This window comes from Domibacillus aminovorans (genome assembly GCF_001643235.1).
GTDB lineage: Bacteria > Bacillota > Bacilli > Bacillales > Domibacillaceae > Domibacillus > Domibacillus aminovorans.
The window spans coordinates 50,703-69,024 of record NZ_LQWY01000024.1 but is presented as its reverse complement, the minus strand read 5'-3'; the positions used below and the strand labels follow the sequence as shown (position 1 = coordinate 69,024).

15 protein-coding genes and 4 pseudogenes are annotated in these 18,322 nt (G+C 40.3%); 15 read left to right on the top strand and 4 right to left on the bottom strand.

Translation table 11 applies throughout. The features are described from left to right. Positions 1-284 precede the first annotated feature (284 nt). Together AWH49_RS10705 and AWH49_RS10700 are read left to right on the top strand one after the other, a co-directional pair. Positions 285-740 (top strand): SRPBCC family protein, encoded by a 456-nt coding sequence (locus AWH49_RS10705; RefSeq protein ID WP_063965694.1) that lies wholly within the window; start codon positions 285-287, stop codon positions 738-740. 250 nt (positions 741-990) lie between these two features. Further along, a complete protein-coding gene (locus tag AWH49_RS10700; protein WP_063965690.1) occupies positions 991-1,320 on the top strand; it encodes a hypothetical protein in 330 nt (109 codons plus the stop codon). Between the two features lie 527 nt (positions 1,321-1,847). Here the strand turns inward: AWH49_RS10700 and AWH49_RS10695 are convergent. Continuing rightward, a complete protein-coding gene (locus AWH49_RS10695) occupies positions 1,848-2,765 on the bottom strand; it encodes a DMT family transporter (protein WP_063965689.1) in 918 nt (305 codons plus the stop codon). Positions 2,766-2,886: 121 nt separating this feature from the next. Between AWH49_RS10695 and AWH49_RS10690 the strand changes: the two genes are divergently transcribed. The 5 genes and pseudogenes from AWH49_RS10690 (at position 2,887) to AWH49_RS10675 (ending at position 9,184) form a co-directional block, all read left to right on the top strand. Continuing rightward, positions 2,887-4,341 carry an aminotransferase-like domain-containing protein gene (locus tag AWH49_RS10690; protein WP_063965688.1) on the top strand — a complete coding sequence of 485 codons (1,455 nt, stop codon included), beginning with the start codon at positions 2,887-2,889 and terminating at the stop codon, positions 4,339-4,341. Positions 4,342-4,831: 490 nt separating this feature from the next. Then, complete coding sequence (locus AWH49_RS10685; protein ID WP_063965687.1) at positions 4,832-5,401, top strand: DUF6241 domain-containing protein; 570 nt, start codon at positions 4,832-4,834, stop codon at positions 5,399-5,401. 151 nt (positions 5,402-5,552) lie between these two features. Continuing rightward, a pseudogene (locus AWH49_RS20750) lies at positions 5,553-5,732 on the top strand (DUF6262 family protein); the annotation flags it as partial. 453 nt (positions 5,733-6,185) lie between these two features. Next, positions 6,186-8,801 (top strand): phosphoenolpyruvate synthase, encoded by a 2,616-nt coding sequence (gene ppsA, locus AWH49_RS10680; RefSeq protein ID WP_063965686.1) that lies wholly within the window; start codon positions 6,186-6,188, stop codon positions 8,799-8,801. A gap of 98 nt (positions 8,802-8,899) precedes the next feature. Further along, entirely contained in the window at positions 8,900-9,184 is a 285-nt protein-coding gene (locus AWH49_RS10675; RefSeq protein ID WP_157723710.1) for a hypothetical protein, read from the top strand. Between the two features lie 269 nt (positions 9,185-9,453). Here AWH49_RS10675 and AWH49_RS10670 read toward each other — a convergent pair whose 3' ends face one another. Beyond that, positions 9,454-9,873 carry an organic hydroperoxide resistance protein gene (locus AWH49_RS10670; protein ID WP_063965684.1) on the bottom strand — a complete coding sequence of 140 codons (420 nt, stop codon included), beginning with the start codon at positions 9,871-9,873 and terminating at the stop codon, positions 9,454-9,456. A gap of 761 nt (positions 9,874-10,634) precedes the next feature. Here AWH49_RS10670 and AWH49_RS10665 point away from each other — a divergent pair. Both AWH49_RS10665 and AWH49_RS10655 read left to right on the top strand, forming a co-directional pair. Further along, entirely contained in the window at positions 10,635-10,829 is a 195-nt protein-coding gene (locus AWH49_RS10665; RefSeq protein ID WP_063965683.1) for a hypothetical protein, read from the top strand. Between the two features lie 311 nt (positions 10,830-11,140). Then, positions 11,141-12,246, top strand: a pseudogene (locus tag AWH49_RS10655) (IS4 family transposase); the annotation flags it as partial. Positions 12,247-12,486: 240 nt separating this feature from the next. Here the strand turns inward: AWH49_RS10655 and AWH49_RS19210 are convergent. Both AWH49_RS19210 and AWH49_RS10645 read right to left on the bottom strand, forming a co-directional pair. After that, a pseudogene (locus tag AWH49_RS19210) lies at positions 12,487-12,939 on the bottom strand (Tn3 family transposase); the annotation flags it as partial. A 12-nt stretch (positions 12,940-12,951) separates the two neighbouring features. Beyond that, on the bottom strand, positions 12,952-13,455 hold the full coding sequence (locus AWH49_RS10645) for an RrF2 family transcriptional regulator (RefSeq protein ID WP_063965680.1): 504 nt from the start codon (positions 13,453-13,455) through the stop codon (positions 12,952-12,954). 222 nt (positions 13,456-13,677) lie between these two features. Between AWH49_RS10645 and AWH49_RS10640 the strand changes: the two genes are divergently transcribed. The 6 genes and pseudogenes from AWH49_RS10640 to AWH49_RS10610 all read left to right on the top strand — a co-directional run. Continuing rightward, positions 13,678-14,121, top strand: coding sequence for a carboxymuconolactone decarboxylase family protein (locus AWH49_RS10640; protein ID WP_063965679.1), 444 nt, complete (start codon positions 13,678-13,680; stop codon positions 14,119-14,121). A gap of 243 nt (positions 14,122-14,364) precedes the next feature. Then, the gene (locus tag AWH49_RS10635) at positions 14,365-14,604 is read left to right on the top strand and encodes a pirin family protein (protein ID WP_063965678.1); all 240 of its coding nucleotides are present in this window, start codon (positions 14,365-14,367) and stop codon (positions 14,602-14,604) included. Beyond that, entirely contained in the window at positions 14,601-15,521 is a 921-nt protein-coding gene (locus AWH49_RS10630; RefSeq protein WP_063965677.1) for an EamA family transporter, read from the top strand. The genes AWH49_RS10635 and AWH49_RS10630 overlap by 4 nt, the downstream gene beginning before the upstream one ends. A 721-nt stretch (positions 15,522-16,242) precedes the next feature. Next, positions 16,243-16,698 carry a carboxymuconolactone decarboxylase family protein gene (locus AWH49_RS10620; RefSeq protein WP_063965693.1) on the top strand — a complete coding sequence of 152 codons (456 nt, stop codon included), beginning with the start codon at positions 16,243-16,245 and terminating at the stop codon, positions 16,696-16,698. 75 nt (positions 16,699-16,773) lie between these two features. Then, a complete protein-coding gene (locus AWH49_RS10615; protein WP_063965675.1) occupies positions 16,774-17,487 on the top strand; it encodes a YjjG family noncanonical pyrimidine nucleotidase in 714 nt (237 codons plus the stop codon). A gap of 243 nt (positions 17,488-17,730) precedes the next feature. Then, positions 17,731-18,270 (top strand): annotated as a pseudogene (locus AWH49_RS10610) (IS3 family transposase); the annotation flags it as partial. Between the last annotated feature and the right edge of the window lie 52 nt (positions 18,271-18,322).

Genomic DNA, 18,322 nt, shown 5'->3' with positions numbered 1-18,322 from the left:
CCCATGAGTGCTTCCCTTAATGGAGCGACATTCTCTGATGCACCGTGGTCGTTGGAGTCAGACTAACGGATGGGCTCTATGGCACCATAGTTGATCGACCTTGCTCTCCCAGCCGTAGTATCCAATACCCGTTCTGCACACATTTTCAGCATCTGTGGTGTAGCGCTGATTTTGCGCTACATGGATGGCTAATGGGGCAGATTAGTTGAGGAAGGATAATTAGTATTGAAATCTCCGAATTATAATTAGGGTGTTAGAAAATGCTTATAAAGGGAGAATATAAAATGCCTGTCATTGAACATCAACAATTTATTAAAGCACCTATTGAAGTATGTTTTGACCTTGCGAGGAACGTAGATATTCATACTCAAACGGCCTCTAAAACAAAGGAAAAAGTTGTTGGTGGAGTCAAAGGTGGGTTATTAAAGAGAGGGGATACTGTCACTTGGGAAGCCGTTCACTTTGGGATTAAACAAAGGCTGACAGCAAGAGTGACAGAAATGGAAAAACCTAATAAGTTTATAGATATTATGGTGAAGGGAGCTTTCCATTCCTTTGTTCATACACATGAATTTATTGAAGAAGCAAATGGAACCATCATGATAGATAAATTCCAGTATAAGTCCCCATTTGGTTTAATGGGCGTTGTAGTAGATAAATTGATTTTGGAGAAATACATGAGGGCTTTTATTGTTTCTCGTGCAAAGGAACTAAAAAAGATTGCCGAAAATCTAGATTAACCTTCTTCAACTAAACGGGTGCGTTAGTTCGGGAAAGTGAAACATAAAATTTGAATCCAACATAAATATAATTATATTGGATTGGAAACGCCCCAGAACTTTAGTTAGAATCTGGGGCGTTTTTTAGCTGCTCATAAACAAACTTGTTTTACCTGTAGAGGCAGGTTAGTAAAATAAGAAAATAGAGTTTTTAATCTCCCTACTGGGAATTTAATGGTAAAACTAATTAGGAATTAAACGAGGTGGAAAAATGAATTGGGAAACTATTCCTAATTGGGTTTGGATGATTTATTACTTATTTTTGTTAGCAACATTGGGAACTGCAATATTTAGTGTTATTCGAAAGCAAATGATAGGTTTGTCCATTATTGCCATCGTTCTTACAATGACTGTTCCAATAATTAGTTTGATAAACAGTATAGGGAGAGTGAAAGGACTGAATGAGTTTGAACATTTAGTTACTCAGTTACAACAAGGTTCTATATGGTCTATTTATGCAATCGTAGGCTTCTTATATTTACTTGTTTGGTGGGGAATGCTTCTAATTAAAAATAAAATGAAAACTGAAGTTCCTTATTAAGCTAACGGGTGCATTCGTATTATAAGATCAGCCAGATATTACTGGTTGATCTTTTTTATTTAGGATTTATTCTAACGGTAACCAGGGTAGAACGTACAGGTGCGTGGAACAATGATTCCGTCAACTAAACTGTTCACCCCCTACTTGTAGAAACATGTTTAGTTGAGGAAGCCAAAGAAAAAAGACCGCAATAAAAGAGAATAATGCAAAATACTTACATTTAAAGGGAAAACCTGGGAGAAAGATTTTTTCTTCCAGGTGTTTTTCTTTTGCCTTTTTTTAGTAAGTTATTTTTAACGAAATCATTTGGGATGCAGGTGATGCTGAGAAATGGCAAACAAACCGTGATGTCTTTCCATTCAGAACTCTACGAGTTGATTCCAGAAGATCATCTATTAAAAAAGTAGACCAAGCTGTCGATTTTTCATTTATTCAGGAGATTGTGCAGTGAAGACTGGTCCATCCCAATAAAAACCCAAATAGGGATTTTGGTCATATCCACTATTCGGGGTTCAACTGCCCTGTCATCATTCCACTTTTCTCAGCAAAATTCCTTCTTTCCACGCTTTTATCAGCGTCTGCTTGTTCACCAAAAAAACGCCGATTATTACACTGACGGCACCGATGGCTGTACTGGTGGTGATGTGTTCGTCGAGTAAAACAGCTCCCAGTGACACGGCGATGACGGGAGAGACATACAGCCATGTGGACGGGAAGAACGGGTTCGTTTTATTGACAAGCCAGTAGAATAGTCCGTGTCCGGCAATAGAGCCGATAAAGATCAAGTACAGCAGCGATACTTGGACATCCGCCAGAGCAAGGCTTGTGAATGAAGGCCGCTCCCATACGGCGGAAAACATTAACAGCAATACGCCGCCGATGGTCATTTGAATGCCGTTGATCAAAAACGGAGAGATGTCCGGGTTTTCTTTTAAAAACGATTTGGATTTTACAGCTCCTACACTGTAAAACCATTGGCCAAAAATGACGGCGGCAGTTGCCGGGATCCAGTAAATGGATACGCCCTGATCCAGGCTGGGTGAGGAAATGAGCAGCACCCCAATCATGCCGAGTAGCAGTCCGGTTGCTTGCTGGGCATTCATTTTTTCTTTGGACTGCCGAATGTGGAGAAGGAATACCATGACTGGCCCAAAAGCGGATAGAACGGCCGCCAATCCGGAAGTGATATACTGTTCTGCCCAGTATAGTGTCGCAAATGTCATGGCGGTTAAGCAAAAGCCGATCAGAATCAGCTGTTTCGACCAGAAAAGCGAAAGGACTAGCTTTTTCCGAAAAGCAAAGTATAATACCACAAGAAAGCCGGCAAGAAAAAAGCGCAGTCCTGCTGACAGAAGCGGATCTGCTCCAGCTTCAATGCCCACTTTGATGGCTAAAAAGGTTGTCCCGAAAATAAAACAAATCATTACATAATTAAGCATAACCATAATCATAATGCCTCCTTTTTGAAAAATCATACAGGAATCTTGTATAACAGTACATCTTCAGTTATAACAGTTAGTAAGAAGTCTGTTTTGCTTGTATCATACTTGAGATGAGGTGATCGTGATGAAACTGGTTCTTTCGAGGAAGTCGCATAATTCGTTGTCGGATCAAATTGTTCAACAAATTGCTGGGCGCATCCAGTCCAGCATGTTAACAGGCGGGGAAAAGCTGCCGTCTATCCGGCAGTTATCGGTGGATGCCGGCATCAGTTTTTTGACGGTGCATAAAGCGTATAAAAAACTGGAGCAGGCCGGAATGGTCAAAAGCATTCAAGGGAAAGGGGTGTATGTGGAGCGTCCTGCACAAAAAGAAGCGGCCGAGAATTCGTTTGACTGGCAGCTATCCATTCCTGCGTATTTGACCCGAAGCAGTTTTCATTCCCGTCCGAAAACGACGTATTCGTTTGATTATTCAGCAATGCATTCCGGACTTTTGCCGACCATCTACCTGGCGGATCAGTTAACGGAGATGCTTAAGGCGGAACCTGCGATTTTAGGAACGTATGGGGATGTGCAGGGGGATGCCCTGACAAGAGAAGCGTTTTCTACGTATTTTCAAAAGCAGCTCGGTCTTTCTTCGGCAGCGGATGATCTTATTATGACGACCGGGCTTCATCAAGGCATTGAGTTAATCGCGAAAACCCTCATCGGTCCGGGAGATGTGGTGATCACAGAGGCACCGACCTATCCGGGTGTGCTGGATATTTTGATGAACCGGGGAGCGCAAGTGATTCCGATTGCGATGGATGAGGAAGGGATGCGGGCGGATTTACTTGCGCAAGTTGCAAAAACGTACCATCCGAAAGCGATTTATATGAATCCGACGTTTCAAAATCCGACCGGCCGCTCCATGAGCGAACGCCGACGCAAGGAAGTGTTATATCAGGCACAACTGCATGGCATGTTTATCATTGAAGATGATTCGTGGAGTGAGCTTTATTTTGATGAAAAACCGCCCCCGAAGTCCATTAAAGCGTTTGATGATGAAGGACGGATTTTGTTTTTGAAAGGATTCAGCAAAGCGCTCGCACCGGGTATTCGGGTCGGCACCATTTTTGCGGAGGGGCCGTTTAAGAAGCTGCTTCTGTCCGCCAAAGCATCGTCTGATTTAGGGACACCGCTTTTAACGCAGCGGGCGGTCCTTCCGTTTTTAACGTCGGACCGGATGATGCAGCATTTTGCCAAATTACGTTTCGCCTTAGAGCTGCGGAGAGACAAAGCGATATCCATATTATCCGCTTCTTTTGATTCTTCCGTTTCCTGGACGGTGCCGGAGGGCGGGCTAAACATTTGGGTAACGTTTCCGGAATCGGTGTCTACGGTGGAGTTATATGAGTATTGTCTACGGCATGATCTTTCTTTTTTGCCGGGGCATGTGTGTTATCCGTACGAACCGGCTTCTCATCATTTGCGGTTGACGTATTCTTTGTTGAGTGAGCGGGATTTGGAGCAGGGACTTCATGCATTTGTTTCACTGGCAAACGATTTCATTAACAATCGGCTGGAAAGCGGATGCTAAGAACAAACAAAGACCATTTCTTTTCAGAGAGTACTGCAAAAGTAAATGCTTGACTGGAAAGTTTCAAAAAAAAGCCCGATCCGTCGAAGGCTGAACTGTACCCTGTATAGTGGACACTTAAAAAAGTCCCTATTCGGGGCTTTTTGTGTTTTGCGGAAAACCCCGTTTATAATGAGCATAACAATATGAGCAGAGGACGTTAGGATGAGTAAAACGATATTCAATGAGGAAAACAAAAATTTTAGTGCAATATCTTGACATCCTATTAGCTGGTTTAGTTCGAAAAAGTGAAATATAAAGTTTGGGTTTCAGTATTGGTAATGCCAAGTAGACATCCATGTATGTGATTTTAAGTTGTTCATAAGTTACTTAAAACATTAGGTGAGATAGAATGATAGTAAAACATATGGTATTCTTAATTTAACAAAATAGGAATAGTTTTCAAAATTAGCCTTATTACACTGATAATAATAAATTAAAGGAGCTTATTATGAAAAAGAAAATTGCTTACGGTGTGCTTGGATTATCAATAGCAGCATCCGGAACATTAGGAACTTACTTTGCTCTTACAAATAATGACGATAAAGTGGCAGCGACAGAAATAAAAGAAACGAAAGAATCAAGTCCAGAAATAGTTGAGTACACAGTTAGCGCTGATGATCTTGCTAAATCTGCGAAAGAAATTGGGGAAATAAAAGATGAGGATACTTTAAACTCCATAATGGGACATATGTCTTTGCAAAAGGTTAACTTTGGCGATGAACAATTTACTCCTCGGGCCATCGATCCGAACAGTATAAACCGTATTCAAATGACCAAAGAGAATATAACATATTTAAAGCAAAGTCTTGGTTCTATTGACATCTCTAGAAACACTAGCACTGATGGATATGACTACGAAAGTATCTTGAACAGATGGCTGGAAGGAAACTTTGACAATATAACAAAAGAAGTTGAGTTCCTTTTGGGTCTTTATAATAATGGTGTCTATACTGGTGACAAAATAACGAAGAAAAGCGAAGCTGAAGAACAAGAATATATCTCGCATTTTTTCAATTAATAGTTGATCAGCAGAAATAAGCTACGAGCCTTTCGTAGCTTATTTTTTATAGTAATTGTTTTTCAGCAGATGCAATATAAAAGAAATTATGTTGCATTTAATATTATCTTTGGACGATTAGAACGGATTAAACGAAAGCAAGGTGTTACAAATGGCTAAATATGACCGTAGAGAGCATTTAAAACAGCTTCATGAAAAAAGAAAAGCAAATACTTTTTAAAAAGTCGATGAAGCTATAAAACGTCTTATAAAAGCGAAAGAAAGCATAAACTTTAATAGTGTAGCAAGTGAATCGGGAGTTAGCAACGCAACACTTTACAACAATCCGAAAATCAGTTTATAAAAAAATCTAATGGCACTCCGTTTCCTGCATGTTCAACAATCGGGCCATATTGCGGAGCAACGAATTTAAATTAAATTCGATTTCTATGCTAAATTTTAAAGGAGATTGTGAAAATATGTACTTAAAGTAACGCACAGGTTTGTTTAATAAAAGCTTGATATCTCATATTAATACAAGGTATTTTGGAGAAAATAACAATATTAAATGGAAAAAAGTTGATTTTAACCATATTCATTGTGGGCTAAAGGGTTTATGAGTTGCTTTCGAGGGGTTGAACCGGGAAATCAGGTTACAGTACGGTAAGATCTAGCTATTTTAAAAAAGTTACACTCTTCCTAATTTAATTATAGCATATAAAAAATGGTTAATATAGACTATTTATTCTCATTTACTACTGCTAAAATTCAATAGAACTTTAAGATTTGAAAGGAGAGATATAGAATGAGTTCTTTGGTTCTCGGTTTTCAGGAAATGGAAAAAACACAGCTTTTGCTCGTTGGCGGAAAAGGGTTAAATTTAGGGGAATTATCAAAAATTCAAGGAATACAAGTACCAGAAGGATTTTGTGTTACAACAGTAGGATATCAAAAAGCCATCGAACAAAACGAAACTTTTCAAGCTTTGTTGGATCAACTAACAAGGTTAAAAGTAGAGAATCGAGATCAAATTGGTGAAATCAGCAGGAAGATTCGAAAACTCATTCTAGAAGTAGAAATTCCTTCTGATGTTGTGAAAGCCGTTGCTCACTATCTCTCCCAGTTTGGCGAGGAACATGCTTATGCAGTGCGTTCTAGTGCAACTGCTGAAGATTTACCACATGCCTCTTTTGCGGGTCAACAAGATACCTTTTTAAATATCATCGGCAAAGAAGCAATCTTGCAGCATATCAGTAAATGTTGGGCTTCCCTATTTACTGATCGCGCAGTAATTTACCGAATCCAAAACGGATTTGATCACAGCCAAGTTTACCTATCCGTTATCATTCAACGGATGATTTTCCCACAGGCTTCAGGAATTTTATTTACTGCTGATCCGATTACTTCCAATCGAAAGCTACTATCGATCGATGCTAGCTTTGGACTAGGAGAGGCCCTTGTCTCCGGCTTGGTATCTGCGGATTGCTATAAGGTGCAAGAAGATAAAATCGTCGATAAGAGGATAGCAACCAAAAAATTGGCTATCTATGGACTAAAAGAAGGCGGAACAGAGACACAACAGATCGATCCGGATCAGCAAAAGACACAAACACTTACTGATCAACAGATTTTACAACTAGCACGCATCGGAAGACAGATCGAAGCTCATTTTGGTTTCCCCCAGGACATCGAATGGTGTTTAGTTGATGATACATTTTATATTGTCCAGAGTCGTCCAATCACTACTTTATACCCCATCCCTGAAGCGAATGATGAAGAAAATCACGTTTACGTATCTGTCGGTCATCAACAAATGATGACTGACCCCATGAAACCATTGGGATTATCTTTTTGGCTGTTAACGACTCCTGCCCCCATGCGCAAAGCTGGTGGAAGGTTGTTTGTTGATGTCACACATATGCTGGCTTCACCTGACAGCAGAAAAATGTTATTAGATGCCATGGGACAACACGATCCGCTCATGAAAGACGCACTTATGACCATAATAGAGCGAGAAGATTTCATAAAATCTTTACCAAATGATAAGCAAGAACAGAGTTCCGGTAAAAGCAATAAAAGTGTGTTGTCTGCGGATTCTAGGGCACAAATCGAAAACGACGTGACAATCGTTTCTGATTTGATTAAGAGTAGTCAAACATCGATAGAAGAGTTAAAACAAAACATCCAAACGAAATTAGGATCGGATTTATTTGATTTTATTCTGGAAGATATCCAGATATTAAAGAAGATTTTATTTGACCCACAAAGTTCAGCTGTGTTTATGGCTGCTATAGATGCTTCATCATGGATCAATGAAAATATGAACGAGTGGTTAGGTGAAAAAAACGCAGCCGACACCCTTTCTCAATCTGTACCAAACAATATTACTTCGGAAATGGGTCTGGCGCTATTGGAGGTCGCAGATGTGATTCGTCCTTATCCGGAAGTAATTGATTATTTACAACATGTAAAAGATGATAACTTTTTGGATGAACTGGCTAAGTTTGATGGTGGACAGGAGACCCAAGACGCTATCTATGATTATCTCAGCAAATACGGAATGCGATGTACCGGAGAAATCGATATTACTAAAACTCGTTGGAGTGAAAAACCAACTACACTTGTCCCTGTGATTCTTAGTAATATCAAAAACTTTGAGCCTAATGCTAGCCATAGGAAATTTGAGCAAGGGCGACAGGAAGCTTTGATAAAAGAACAAGAGTTATTAGATCGATTGAAGCAATTACCGGATGGTGAACAAAAAGCCAAAGAAACAAAACGAATGATCGACCTAATCCGGAATTTCATCGGTTATCGGGAATATCCAAAATACGGCATGGTTAATCGCTACTTCGTTTATAAGCAGGCTCTACTGAAAGAAGCCGAACAACTCGTACAAGCCAACGTTATTCATGAAAAAGAAGATATATACTATCTCACTTTTGAAGAACTTCACGAAGTCGTACGCACAAATAAACTAGATTATCAGATCATCAGCAAACGAAAAGACGAGTACAAATTATATGAAAAACTAACGCCCCCACGTGTTATCACGTCTGATGGTGAAATCATTGCAGGTGAGTACAAACGAGAAAATCTCCCAGCCGAAGCTATTGTAGGTCTACCTGTTTCTTCCGGAGTTATAGAGGGACGAGCACGTGTCATCTTAAACATGGAAGATGCTGATCTAGAAGATGGAGATATATTAGTCACCTTCTTTACTGACCCTAGCTGGACACCATTGTTTGTATCCATAAAAGGCCTAGTCACCGAAGTTGGTGGACTGATGACCCATGGAGCAGTTATCGCACGTGAATATGGCTTACCAGCAGTTGTTGGGGTGGAAAATGCTACGAAGTTGATCAAGGATGGACAAAGGATCAGGGTGGATGGAACAGAAGGGTATATAGAAATACTATAATTCGTTACATTTAGATCATAAAAGAAGAGCATTCGAATTAGGAGAATCATTATTGATTAGTTGTTTAAATATAAAAGATATGGGAGGGAATTAAAATGTTGGCGATTATTCTAATATTGATAGCCATATTTGTCATTGGCATTAGTTTATGGTTGTCTAAACAGAACAAAAAAGCGAGAATAACAGTTGGTCTTGTATTAATTGTAGTCTCAATCATTAGTTATCCGATGCTTGTTCCGATTCTCGGAGAATGGAAAGCCCTTGAAGGTGTGGCAAGTTTAATGGTTTTTAATTTAGTCCTATTAGTTGGAGGTATTATAACCCTAATTGCAGGGTTCTTTACAAAGTCACTTTCGGAAGGCGTTCATCCATCTAACAATTAAATGACAAAAAAGCACCTTTTGGGGTGCTTTTTTTGTATAAAACAAGTGCTAATTTAATGGAGATTTCATACATCAAAACATTGCTATTTTGGTGTATTTTTTTAATGATATTTCAGTTTTTCTACTTCAAAACTGAACTACTTACCATTTTCGGTCCTCTGTTTTTTTTGGTGGAATATAAAACTAGCGCTCAGTATTAAGTGACGCCATTTCCCCGTTTGGTTTTTTCACTTCAAAATTGTAGACTGATTCCATTGAGAAACCTCCTTTTATTTTACGGAAATTTCAACATCAACATTGCCACTGATCGCTTTTGAGTACGGGCAGAAGTGATGCGCTTTATTCACATATTCTTCCGCCACGGCATGGTCAACGCCTTCAATCGTTACTTCGAGCTTGACGCCAAGTTTAACACCTTTATCTTCTTTATCCGGGTAAAGAGAAACAGTCGCCGTTACTTCACTGCTTGAAAAGTCAACTTTTCCCTGCTCCAGCATAAGCTCAAGCGCACTATTAAAGCACGCACTGTATCCTGCCGCAAACAGCTGCTCCGGGTTTGTTGCAGTTGTGGCATTGCCGCCGAGTGCTGCCGGTTTGGCGACATCAATGTTGAAAATATTGTCCGGTGAATGCACTTCTCCCTCGCGGCCGCCTGTGTTAATGATCGTTGTTTCATAAAGTGGTTTCATGTAAAAAACTCCTTTTTTTGTTTCATTTAAATCGTTCACAATTTAATCGTACACGATTTAAATGATGAATACAAGTAATATGCCACATTAGAAAAATTCCCCTCTAAAAAAGAGATAAACGATAAAACACAGGATGTAATTGTAATTCCCTCTTTGGAAGACGGAAGGTCCCCATGAATCTTAGCTTCGGATCGTTTTGGTTCTAGTTGACAGGCGACTAGCAAAAGGGACACTATCGTTAAGAAAGAAATGAGTATCGTATGCTTTTTCATCAAAATCTCTCCTTTCCATGATTAACACAATAAACATCTTTTGATCAATCTTTTTTCAAAATGGAGTATTTTTATTTGATGTTATAAACAGATTTTTGGAGTGTTTTTAATCAAACTTTATTTTAAAGCTACACTAGGACAGTGTGGCTTTAATTTTTTCTTCACGTATTTCAATTTCTTCATCGCTCAAATTGAGTTCTCTGTATAAGGCATATCTTTCTTCTTCAAAATCATCTTTCGGCAAGTCTATTGTTTCTATTTCTGGCTGATTGAACCAGAAGGGAAGGGCTTCTCGATCACTATCAATTTCTATTACAGGGATATTTTCACCTTTTTCATAGTGGTCAAAGGCTTTGTTTACAAATTAAAAAAGGGTATGATACTAAACTGAAAAAAAGGAGATCCTGTGGGGTTTCCTTTTTCAATACAAGTAACATAATGTGCAAAATTCAAAAAAATAATATATCAAATTAATAAAGAGATAGCGAAATGAGCGAAGAAATGATTAATTTTTATCCTGAATATGGAGCGAATGTAGAAGAGGATGAACTTGAAGAATATGAGTATTTTGATTGCTATGAATGTAATGAGAGGGTAAAAAAAATGAATTACATAAGGGCATCACTAGTCCCATTATGGGCTTTATACATCCAATATCGAAAAAAGGGAGAGCTTCAATTATGAAAACCGCTATTAAAAATGAAATCTTTGCCCGTAAATTTTCGGAGGAAGAGGTAAAAAGAAAATGATCAAAGAAGGTTACTCACTTGAATCTGATTTATGTTGGGCAGACGTTGCGCAGTATTTCCGCGAATGTCTTGTGTGCGGTGATGATGTTAATGACCAGTCAGAAAATGTATGTGACAAATGCGATTTAGTAGGGGTTACAGGGGTACCGCCACATCGCCATCAAGCTAAGTTAAAATCATACCCCCAAAACGAAAAAACACCATCCTTATCGTAAGAAATTTACGAGGAAGGATGGTGTTTTTTTGATGAACGATGTCATTTCGGAAGAACTCACACTTTTCGCACAAGAACTACAACGTTTTTTATCACCGGCCATCCTACAGAAAATGGCGAAAGAAACTGGTTTTGTCAAGCGAGATAGTAAGTATCAAGCCAATGAGCTTATTGCCCTTTGTGTCTGGCTTAGTCAGGAAGTCGCAAGTACATCGCTTACACAATTATGTAGTCGTTTAGAGGCTTCGACAGGTGTACTCATGAGCCCAGAAGGGCTGAATCAACGTTTTAATATCGAAGCTGTCGCCTTTCTTCGAGAAGTATTTACTTCGCTCCTGACGCAAAAACTATGTGCGACACAATCGCTCTCTTCACACATGTTTTCTACCTTTGAACGTATTCGTATTCTAGATGCCACCGTTTTTCAGCTACCTGATACGTTCGCAACCGACTATCAAGGCTCAGGCGGAAGCAGTAACACCGCGGGTGTGAAAATTCAATTAGAATACGATTTACTAGGTGGACAATTTTTAAACGTACAACTGGGTCCAGGGAAAAACAATGATAAAACATACGGTACGATTTGTCTTAAATCCGTTAAAGCACGTGATTTGTGCTTACGTGACCTCGGCTATTTCGATTTACGTGACTTACAAGCCATTCAAGACAAAGGGGCTTACTATATTTCTCGTTTGAAGTTGAATACACGTATTTATATCCAGAATCCTGAGCCGGAGTACTTCAAAAACGGCACGCTCAAAAAGCAAACGGAATATATTCAGCTCGATATGGTACACATGATGAGTGAGTTAGCATATGGGGGGAGACGGTGGAAATTCCAGAAGCGTATATTGGTCAAAATCAGAAGCTCAGGGCACGTGTCATCATTCATCGGTTAACAGACACTCAAACGCAAAGACGTCTGAAAAACCAAACAATACGTGAAAAGAAGAAAGGCATCATCATGAAAGATAAAAGCAAGCGTTTGATGGGGATGAATGTGTATATGACGAATACATCGCCAGAAGAAGTGTCAACTGACTATGTGCATCCTTTGTATTCATTACGTTGGCAGATTGAGATGTTGTTTAAAACATGGAAGTCGTTCTTTGAAATTGACGAATGTAAAAACATTAAAGACGGTGCATCAAAGACGAGCAGCCTAGCGAAAAAAGTGCCTTTTTACAAGGCTTCTTTGTCATGTCTATTTTTCTAGCACTCGCCAAATTCAATGCAAGAATCATTGCGTCGCTAGCCGTTTACGTTGTTAGCTTGATGGGCATGGGGTACCACCAACATTTTGACATAAAACCCATTATGAGACATTTTTTACCATAAAAACCGATATCCCTTACTCTAAGGGTACCGGTTCAGGATTTTATCGATCTAAAGGTCTTAAAGAGTTGAGTCCCGTCATTCTTTTTATATCAAAATTGTACTCTCCTAAAAAGTTAATATGCTCCCAGGCTAATGGCGAGATATGTTTTAACATCTGATCTTGTAATATCCCCTTTTCACTCATGACTTTTGTTGCTTCGGTGAGGTAAACCGTGTTCCAAACGTTTATCGCATTAATTAATATGTATAAAGCACTTGCTCATTGAAGCTGGTCTTGTAGTGCTCTTTCCCTGAGTTCGCCTCGTTTTCTAAAAAATAAGGCTCTGGCTAAGGCATTCATAGCCTCACCTATGTTTAATCCTCGTTGAATTCGACGACGTATCGTTTCATTTGAAATATAGTCTAATATGAAGATAGTTTTTTCAATCCTACCCATTTCACGGAGTGCTGTAGCCAAACGATTTTGCCTTGAATAGGATTCCAACTTTCCCATTTAAATTCACCATTAAACATTGTTGCTATTAGCAAAATATTCACGAGTATCTTTGCGCGATTGTGGGGTTAATACGCGATCAAGCTCTTCATTCAACCAAGTAAGTGACTTGTTACGTAGAACATTGCGCATGCTATCTTCTGCTTCGAGCATAGCTAAATTAATCACACAGGGAGAAGCTAGAGCGCATGCTGCATAGTCTTCATCACGGCATAGATAGCTATTATTTTTGATGTTCTTACATTGAAAAATGGGGGTAGCACCTTCAACAGCTTCAACTACATCCCAAAAAGAAATATCTGCAGGAGACTTAGCTAATTTATAGCCTCCTTTTACACCCGAGACAGAACTTACGATACCGGCTTTTGTTAATTTACTAAAAATCTTCGAAAGATAGGTCTCGGAAACACCTTGAAAAGCGGAAAGTTCTTTAATCCCAATTGTAGAATCAGGAGGAATATCAATTAAATATACCAAGCAATGCAGTCCATATTCAACGCCAATACTATACTGCATCCAAACACCTGCTTTCTAGATATAAAGGTTGTTATTAATCATCTTAGGTGGATTTAAAGCCTTTGTCAAATATGGGTATTTTCAGCTAAATGACTCATGATTTTTGGTTGACAGCCATAAATTAAAGAGTTATATTATAGTCATAGTAAATCGTCGATTCATATTGTCGACGATATGCTTATAGAGGCAAGATCAAATTTATTATTCACGGAGGAGATTACTATGAAGGTTAGATTAAATCATATCAGTGCAAGCCCAGGTGCTTTGCAGGCGATGATGAAGCTGGAAGGGTTTATTAAGACAAGTGGGTTGGATGCAAAGCTATATGAATTCATTAAAATCAGAGCATCACAAATTAACGGGTGTGCTTATTGTATAGACATGCATACACGGGATTCGCGGAAAATGGGCGAGACGGAGCAGCGGATTTATTTACTTAACGCATGGCGCGAAGCACCCTTTTATTCCGACAAAGAAAGAGTGGTGCTTGAGCTTACGGAAGCTGTAACCCGTATTTCCGAGCAAGGTGTGCCGCAGGATTTGTATGAAAGAGTTCGGGCACACGTGGATGAGGCAGAATATGTGGCAATCATTATGGCAATCAATACCATTAATGCATGGAATCGAATCGCCATCTCCACGGGGATGTTCCCTGAAAAGGAGTAAAGAGAAGCTTACTGAGAATAGTAAAATTCTATAAGAAAAGCTTTAGAATAGCTCTTACAATTGTATGTCCATTGAAGATACCGCGGCCGGTCTTCATGGCAAACCGATGTTATTTATATCGAGAGTATGGGAGCTGCACCAGATCAAGCACTTACGATTAAAGAAAAAGCCATTCAACAAGCGCTCGAACTAGCCAAAAGCTTCTAAAGTTCGTGAAGTAAAAAAAAGGAATGGGGTGTGACAATGATTCAAATATTTCCAGTATCATCCCGGCACCATGCTGTATTTGGTTGGTTAAAAAGTAACTGGAGTTTCTCATTTGCAGATTACCATGATCCTAAAACGACGAGTTTTGGACTCATGCGGGATTTGAATGATGACTTTGTATTAAGTCTTCGTGTTTTTGGGATACACCTCCACCAAAACATGGAAGTCGTATCTATCGTTCTGGAGGGCCAGTTAGAACACAAAGAAGCATCATGAAATACATTTTATTTGTTTTAGCTGGGGCATGTAGCTTCGGTTTATTATCTACTTTTGTAAAGAAGGCTTATGAGTCTGGTTTCCATGTCGGCGATGTCGTCGGCAGCCAAAACCTTTTCGGTGTAATTATGCTGTGGACGTTGGTATTCGTGGCCGCGAAATCCGCCAAGCAACCCGCAGCGTCGCAAACATTTAATGTAACAAGTCGTCAAGCGCTATCGCTCATGGCCGTAGGAACGACGACAGGCTTAACGGGAATGCTTTATTATGCAGCGCTCCAGTATATTTCAGCTTCATTCGCGATTGTCTTGCTGTTTCAATTTACGTGGATGGGCATCTTGTTGGAAGCAGTAGTTGAACGAAAACGTCCTGGTAAAGATAAGATTTTATCGCTCATCATCTTGTTTGTGGGGATTATTATGGCAAGCGGCTATTTGGGCGGGGGCCAGGAAGCAGTTTCCTGGATAGGTGTTACGCTTGGCTTGTCGGCTGCTGTTACCTATGCGTTCTTCATTTGGTTTAGCGGAAAAACAGCCAAACAAGTCGTTCCGATCACACGAAGCACGATTATGCTGTCTGGCTCGTTTATTCTCGTTATGTTGGTGTTTCCACCGCATTTTCTTATAAATGGCTCTTTGCATGAAGGGCTTTTGCCTTGGGCGCTGCTGCTGGCTCTCTTCGGTATCGTCATTCCACCGTTGTTCTATGCCATTGGCGTACCGCGTGTTGGCGGCGGACTAGCTACAATCTTGAGTGCAGCTGAACTGCCGACGGCCGTCATTATGTCGTACGTCGTACTGAATGAGTCCGTCAACTGGCTGCAATGGCTTGGTGTGGGGATCACGATGTTCGGCATTGCCCTGCCTGAGCTTATGAAGCGCAAGAAGAGTCAATCCGAAATTGTCTGCACACTGTAAAGAACTGATCAAGCGTCAGGAACAATAAGGCGACGGCTGGCGAAGCGGCATTAAGCCGATTCGACGCAAGATCGCCGTAATCAGGAGGAGATTGGAAGATGACTGCAGACAACCACTATAAAATTATGTCCCAGGAGCCGATCCCGGCGTGATCGTAACCGATCTGTCGCGCCACCTGTCGGATGAAGAGATGCGCGCCATGGGGGCGCTCGATGAGCAGGGAAGACGCGTCGCCTCCGATCCGAGCCGTGAGTTCAAGACGGTCGAGCAGGGCACTGCGACAAGCGTCTGGTGCGCGGCGAGTGCGCGGCGAGTACGCAGCTGGGCGACAAGGGAGGCGTGTACTGCGAGGATGTCGATATCGCCAGGGCCGTGCCGGCTGATACTCCGCTATACGGGTCGGGCGTAGTGTCTTGGGCTATCGACCCCGATATAGCGGAGCGGCTGTGGCGGCTCAGCGAGGACATGACCGGCGTGAAATTCGCGATCTGATCCTATATTGCAATTACAATGGTTAATCATTTATTTTGGAATTCTACCGAATCATGCAAAGTGCAACAGGGGATACTCGGTTAGAAAGGGTTAAAATTTGCGTTACTATGTAACAAAAAAGTAAGTGCTTTTCAATTTGTTACTTTTGAATTTGAAATGACTCTTGTACGGTGGACGTAAGGAAGTAATAAAGTATTCATTAAATTAAGGGGTGTAATGACACGTGGAAATGAGACTGAATTATATGAAAGTGCAACCCGAATCTTTACAAACACTTTTAAAATTGGAAGGATATGTGAAGAAGAGTGGTCTTGACCACAATCTGTGGGAGCTGATCAAAATTCGTGCCTCGCAAATTAATGGCTGCGCCTACTGCCTTGATATGCATACGAAAGATGCGCGTGCGATGGGGGAGACGGAGCAGAGATTGTATATGCTTAACGCATGGCGGGAAGCTCCGTTCTATACGGAAGCGGAGCGGGCCGCATTAGCATTAACGGAAGCTGTGACCAAAATTTCGGATGATGGCGTGCCACAGGAATTGTATGAGCAAGTCCGCAAACATTTCGACGAGGGCCAATTTGTCGATTTGTTAATGGCGATTAATGCGATCAACTGCTGGAATCGAATGGCGATTTCAACGGGTATGGTACCTGGAGAATATCAGCCGGCCGCACGTAAATAACAAAATTTTCGCAGGCGAAATCCCCGTACATTGACATTGTACGGGGATTGGCTGTAGTCAAAAACGGGAGGAAAAATGAGCTATAAAATACTTCTATTTGATTTAGATGATACATTATTGGATTTTGGCGCTAATGAAACTGATTCGTTAAACAAATTGTTTCAGCAATACGGATATACTTTATCGGATGAGTTGTTTCGAGTATATAATTCCGTCAACAAACAACTATGGGCTGATTATGAAAATGGAAATATTGTATTAGATGTTGTGCTAAACTCAAGATTTTCAGAAACTATGTTGAAAATGGGAAATGTTGTGGATGGCATTGAATGGGAAAATCTGTATAGAGAACTATTGGGCAATGGAACTCAGCTGCTTATGGAAGGAGCTTTAGAAGTCTGTCAGCGCTTATCTTTATCCCATAGACTATTTGTTATCACGAATGGGATAACCCAAACTCAGTTAAAGCGATTGAAGCAGTCATGCTTATTTAACTTTTTTGAAGACATTTTTGATTCTCAAAGCATTGGATTTCAAAAGCCATCGAAACAATTTTTCGATTACGTGATGAGCCATATTAAAGATTTTAATAGAAAGGAAACACTTATTATCGGGGATTCATTAAATACCGATATTAAGGGTGGCCTTCTGTCAGGTATTGATACCTGCTGGATTAACAGAAATGCACAAAAATGCTCTGCAGAAATTCAAAGCACATACACGGTCACAAGTTTAGTGGAAATATATGATATCTGTACTCCTATAAAATTGAGCTCAATGGGTGATTAAGTTAATTCATATTATTGGCGATATCGACATTCTCTCAGTAAACGCCACCAGTCTTTTTTCAAAAGGTGGACGCGAAATTGTAAAGATTTCGTTGTAATCAAGTTTACAATGGTTAATCATTTATTTGGATTCTCAGAATCTTGCAAAATTCAACAGAAGATACTCTGATAGAAAGGGTTGAATTTTGCGATCTAAAGCTGGCAGAATATTTATCTCATGGAATTGGAGCGTATAATCTCAATCTGTAATGAATCCGTTCAGGCGAATGAACTAAACCGCGCGTTCACCCAGAATGAAGCGAAAAAGGTAGTCGTAAGTGATTTAACATACGTCAGGGTGCAAAATAAATGGCATTACGTATGTGTCTTTGTCGATCTCTTTAATCCGGAAATCATTGGCTTCAGCACCGGTCCACACAAAGACGCGAACCTTGTCGCACGGGCTTTTTCCTCGATTCAAGGTGATCTGCGTGACATCCAGCTGTTTCATACCGACCGTGGCAGCGAGTTCAAAAACCAATTGATCGACGAGACGTTAGCCATCTTCAACATTGGCCGATCCCTCAGCATGAAAGGCTGTCCGTATGACAATGCCGTGGCGGAAGCCACGTTTAAAATCATCAAAACAGAGTTTGTTCGTCAGATAAAGTTTAATAGTCTAGCGCATCTCACGCTCGAATTTAGTGACTACGTTAACTGGTTTAACAAGCTGCGCATTCACGGAACACTAGGCTACGTCAGTCCAATTGAATACAAACGATTGTCCCTTAAAAGAGTTGTCTGATTTAGTGTTGACAATCCATCAAATCCTTTTTTTGAGGTAAGAAAATTAATCT

Bases quoted from the DNA above. Each gene is read 5' to 3' on its own strand.
- AWH49_RS10620 (WP_063965693.1), top strand. From the start codon at position 16,243: ATGAGACTGAATTATATGAAAGTGCAACCCGAATCTTTACAAACACTT.
- AWH49_RS10640 (WP_063965679.1), top strand. From the start codon at position 13,678: ATGAAGGTTAGATTAAATCATATCAGTGCAAGCCCAGGTGCTTTGCAG.
- AWH49_RS10665 (WP_063965683.1), top strand. From the start codon at position 10,635: ATGAGCGAAGAAATGATTAATTTTTATCCTGAATATGGAGCGAATGTA.
- AWH49_RS10645 (WP_063965680.1), bottom strand. From the start codon at position 13,455: ATGCAGTATAGTATTGGCGTTGAATATGGACTGCATTGCTTGGTATAT.
- AWH49_RS10670 (WP_063965684.1), bottom strand. From the start codon at position 9,873: ATGAAACCACTTTATGAAACAACGATCATTAACACAGGCGGCCGCGAG.
- AWH49_RS10685 (WP_063965687.1), top strand. From the start codon at position 4,832: ATGAAAAAGAAAATTGCTTACGGTGTGCTTGGATTATCAATAGCAGCA.
- AWH49_RS10630 (WP_063965677.1), top strand. From the start codon at position 14,601: ATGAAATACATTTTATTTGTTTTAGCTGGGGCATGTAGCTTCGGTTTA.
- AWH49_RS10700 (WP_063965690.1), top strand. From the start codon at position 991: ATGAATTGGGAAACTATTCCTAATTGGGTTTGGATGATTTATTACTTA.
- AWH49_RS10615 (WP_063965675.1), top strand. From the start codon at position 16,774: ATGAGCTATAAAATACTTCTATTTGATTTAGATGATACATTATTGGAT.
- AWH49_RS10635 (WP_063965678.1), top strand. From the start codon at position 14,365: ATGATTCAAATATTTCCAGTATCATCCCGGCACCATGCTGTATTTGGT.
- ppsA (WP_063965686.1), top strand. From the start codon at position 6,186: ATGAGTTCTTTGGTTCTCGGTTTTCAGGAAATGGAAAAAACACAGCTT.
- AWH49_RS10705 (WP_063965694.1), top strand. From the start codon at position 285: ATGCCTGTCATTGAACATCAACAATTTATTAAAGCACCTATTGAAGTA.
- AWH49_RS10690 (WP_063965688.1), top strand. From the start codon at position 2,887: ATGAAACTGGTTCTTTCGAGGAAGTCGCATAATTCGTTGTCGGATCAA.
- AWH49_RS10695 (WP_063965689.1), bottom strand. From the start codon at position 2,765: ATGGTTATGCTTAATTATGTAATGATTTGTTTTATTTTCGGGACAACC.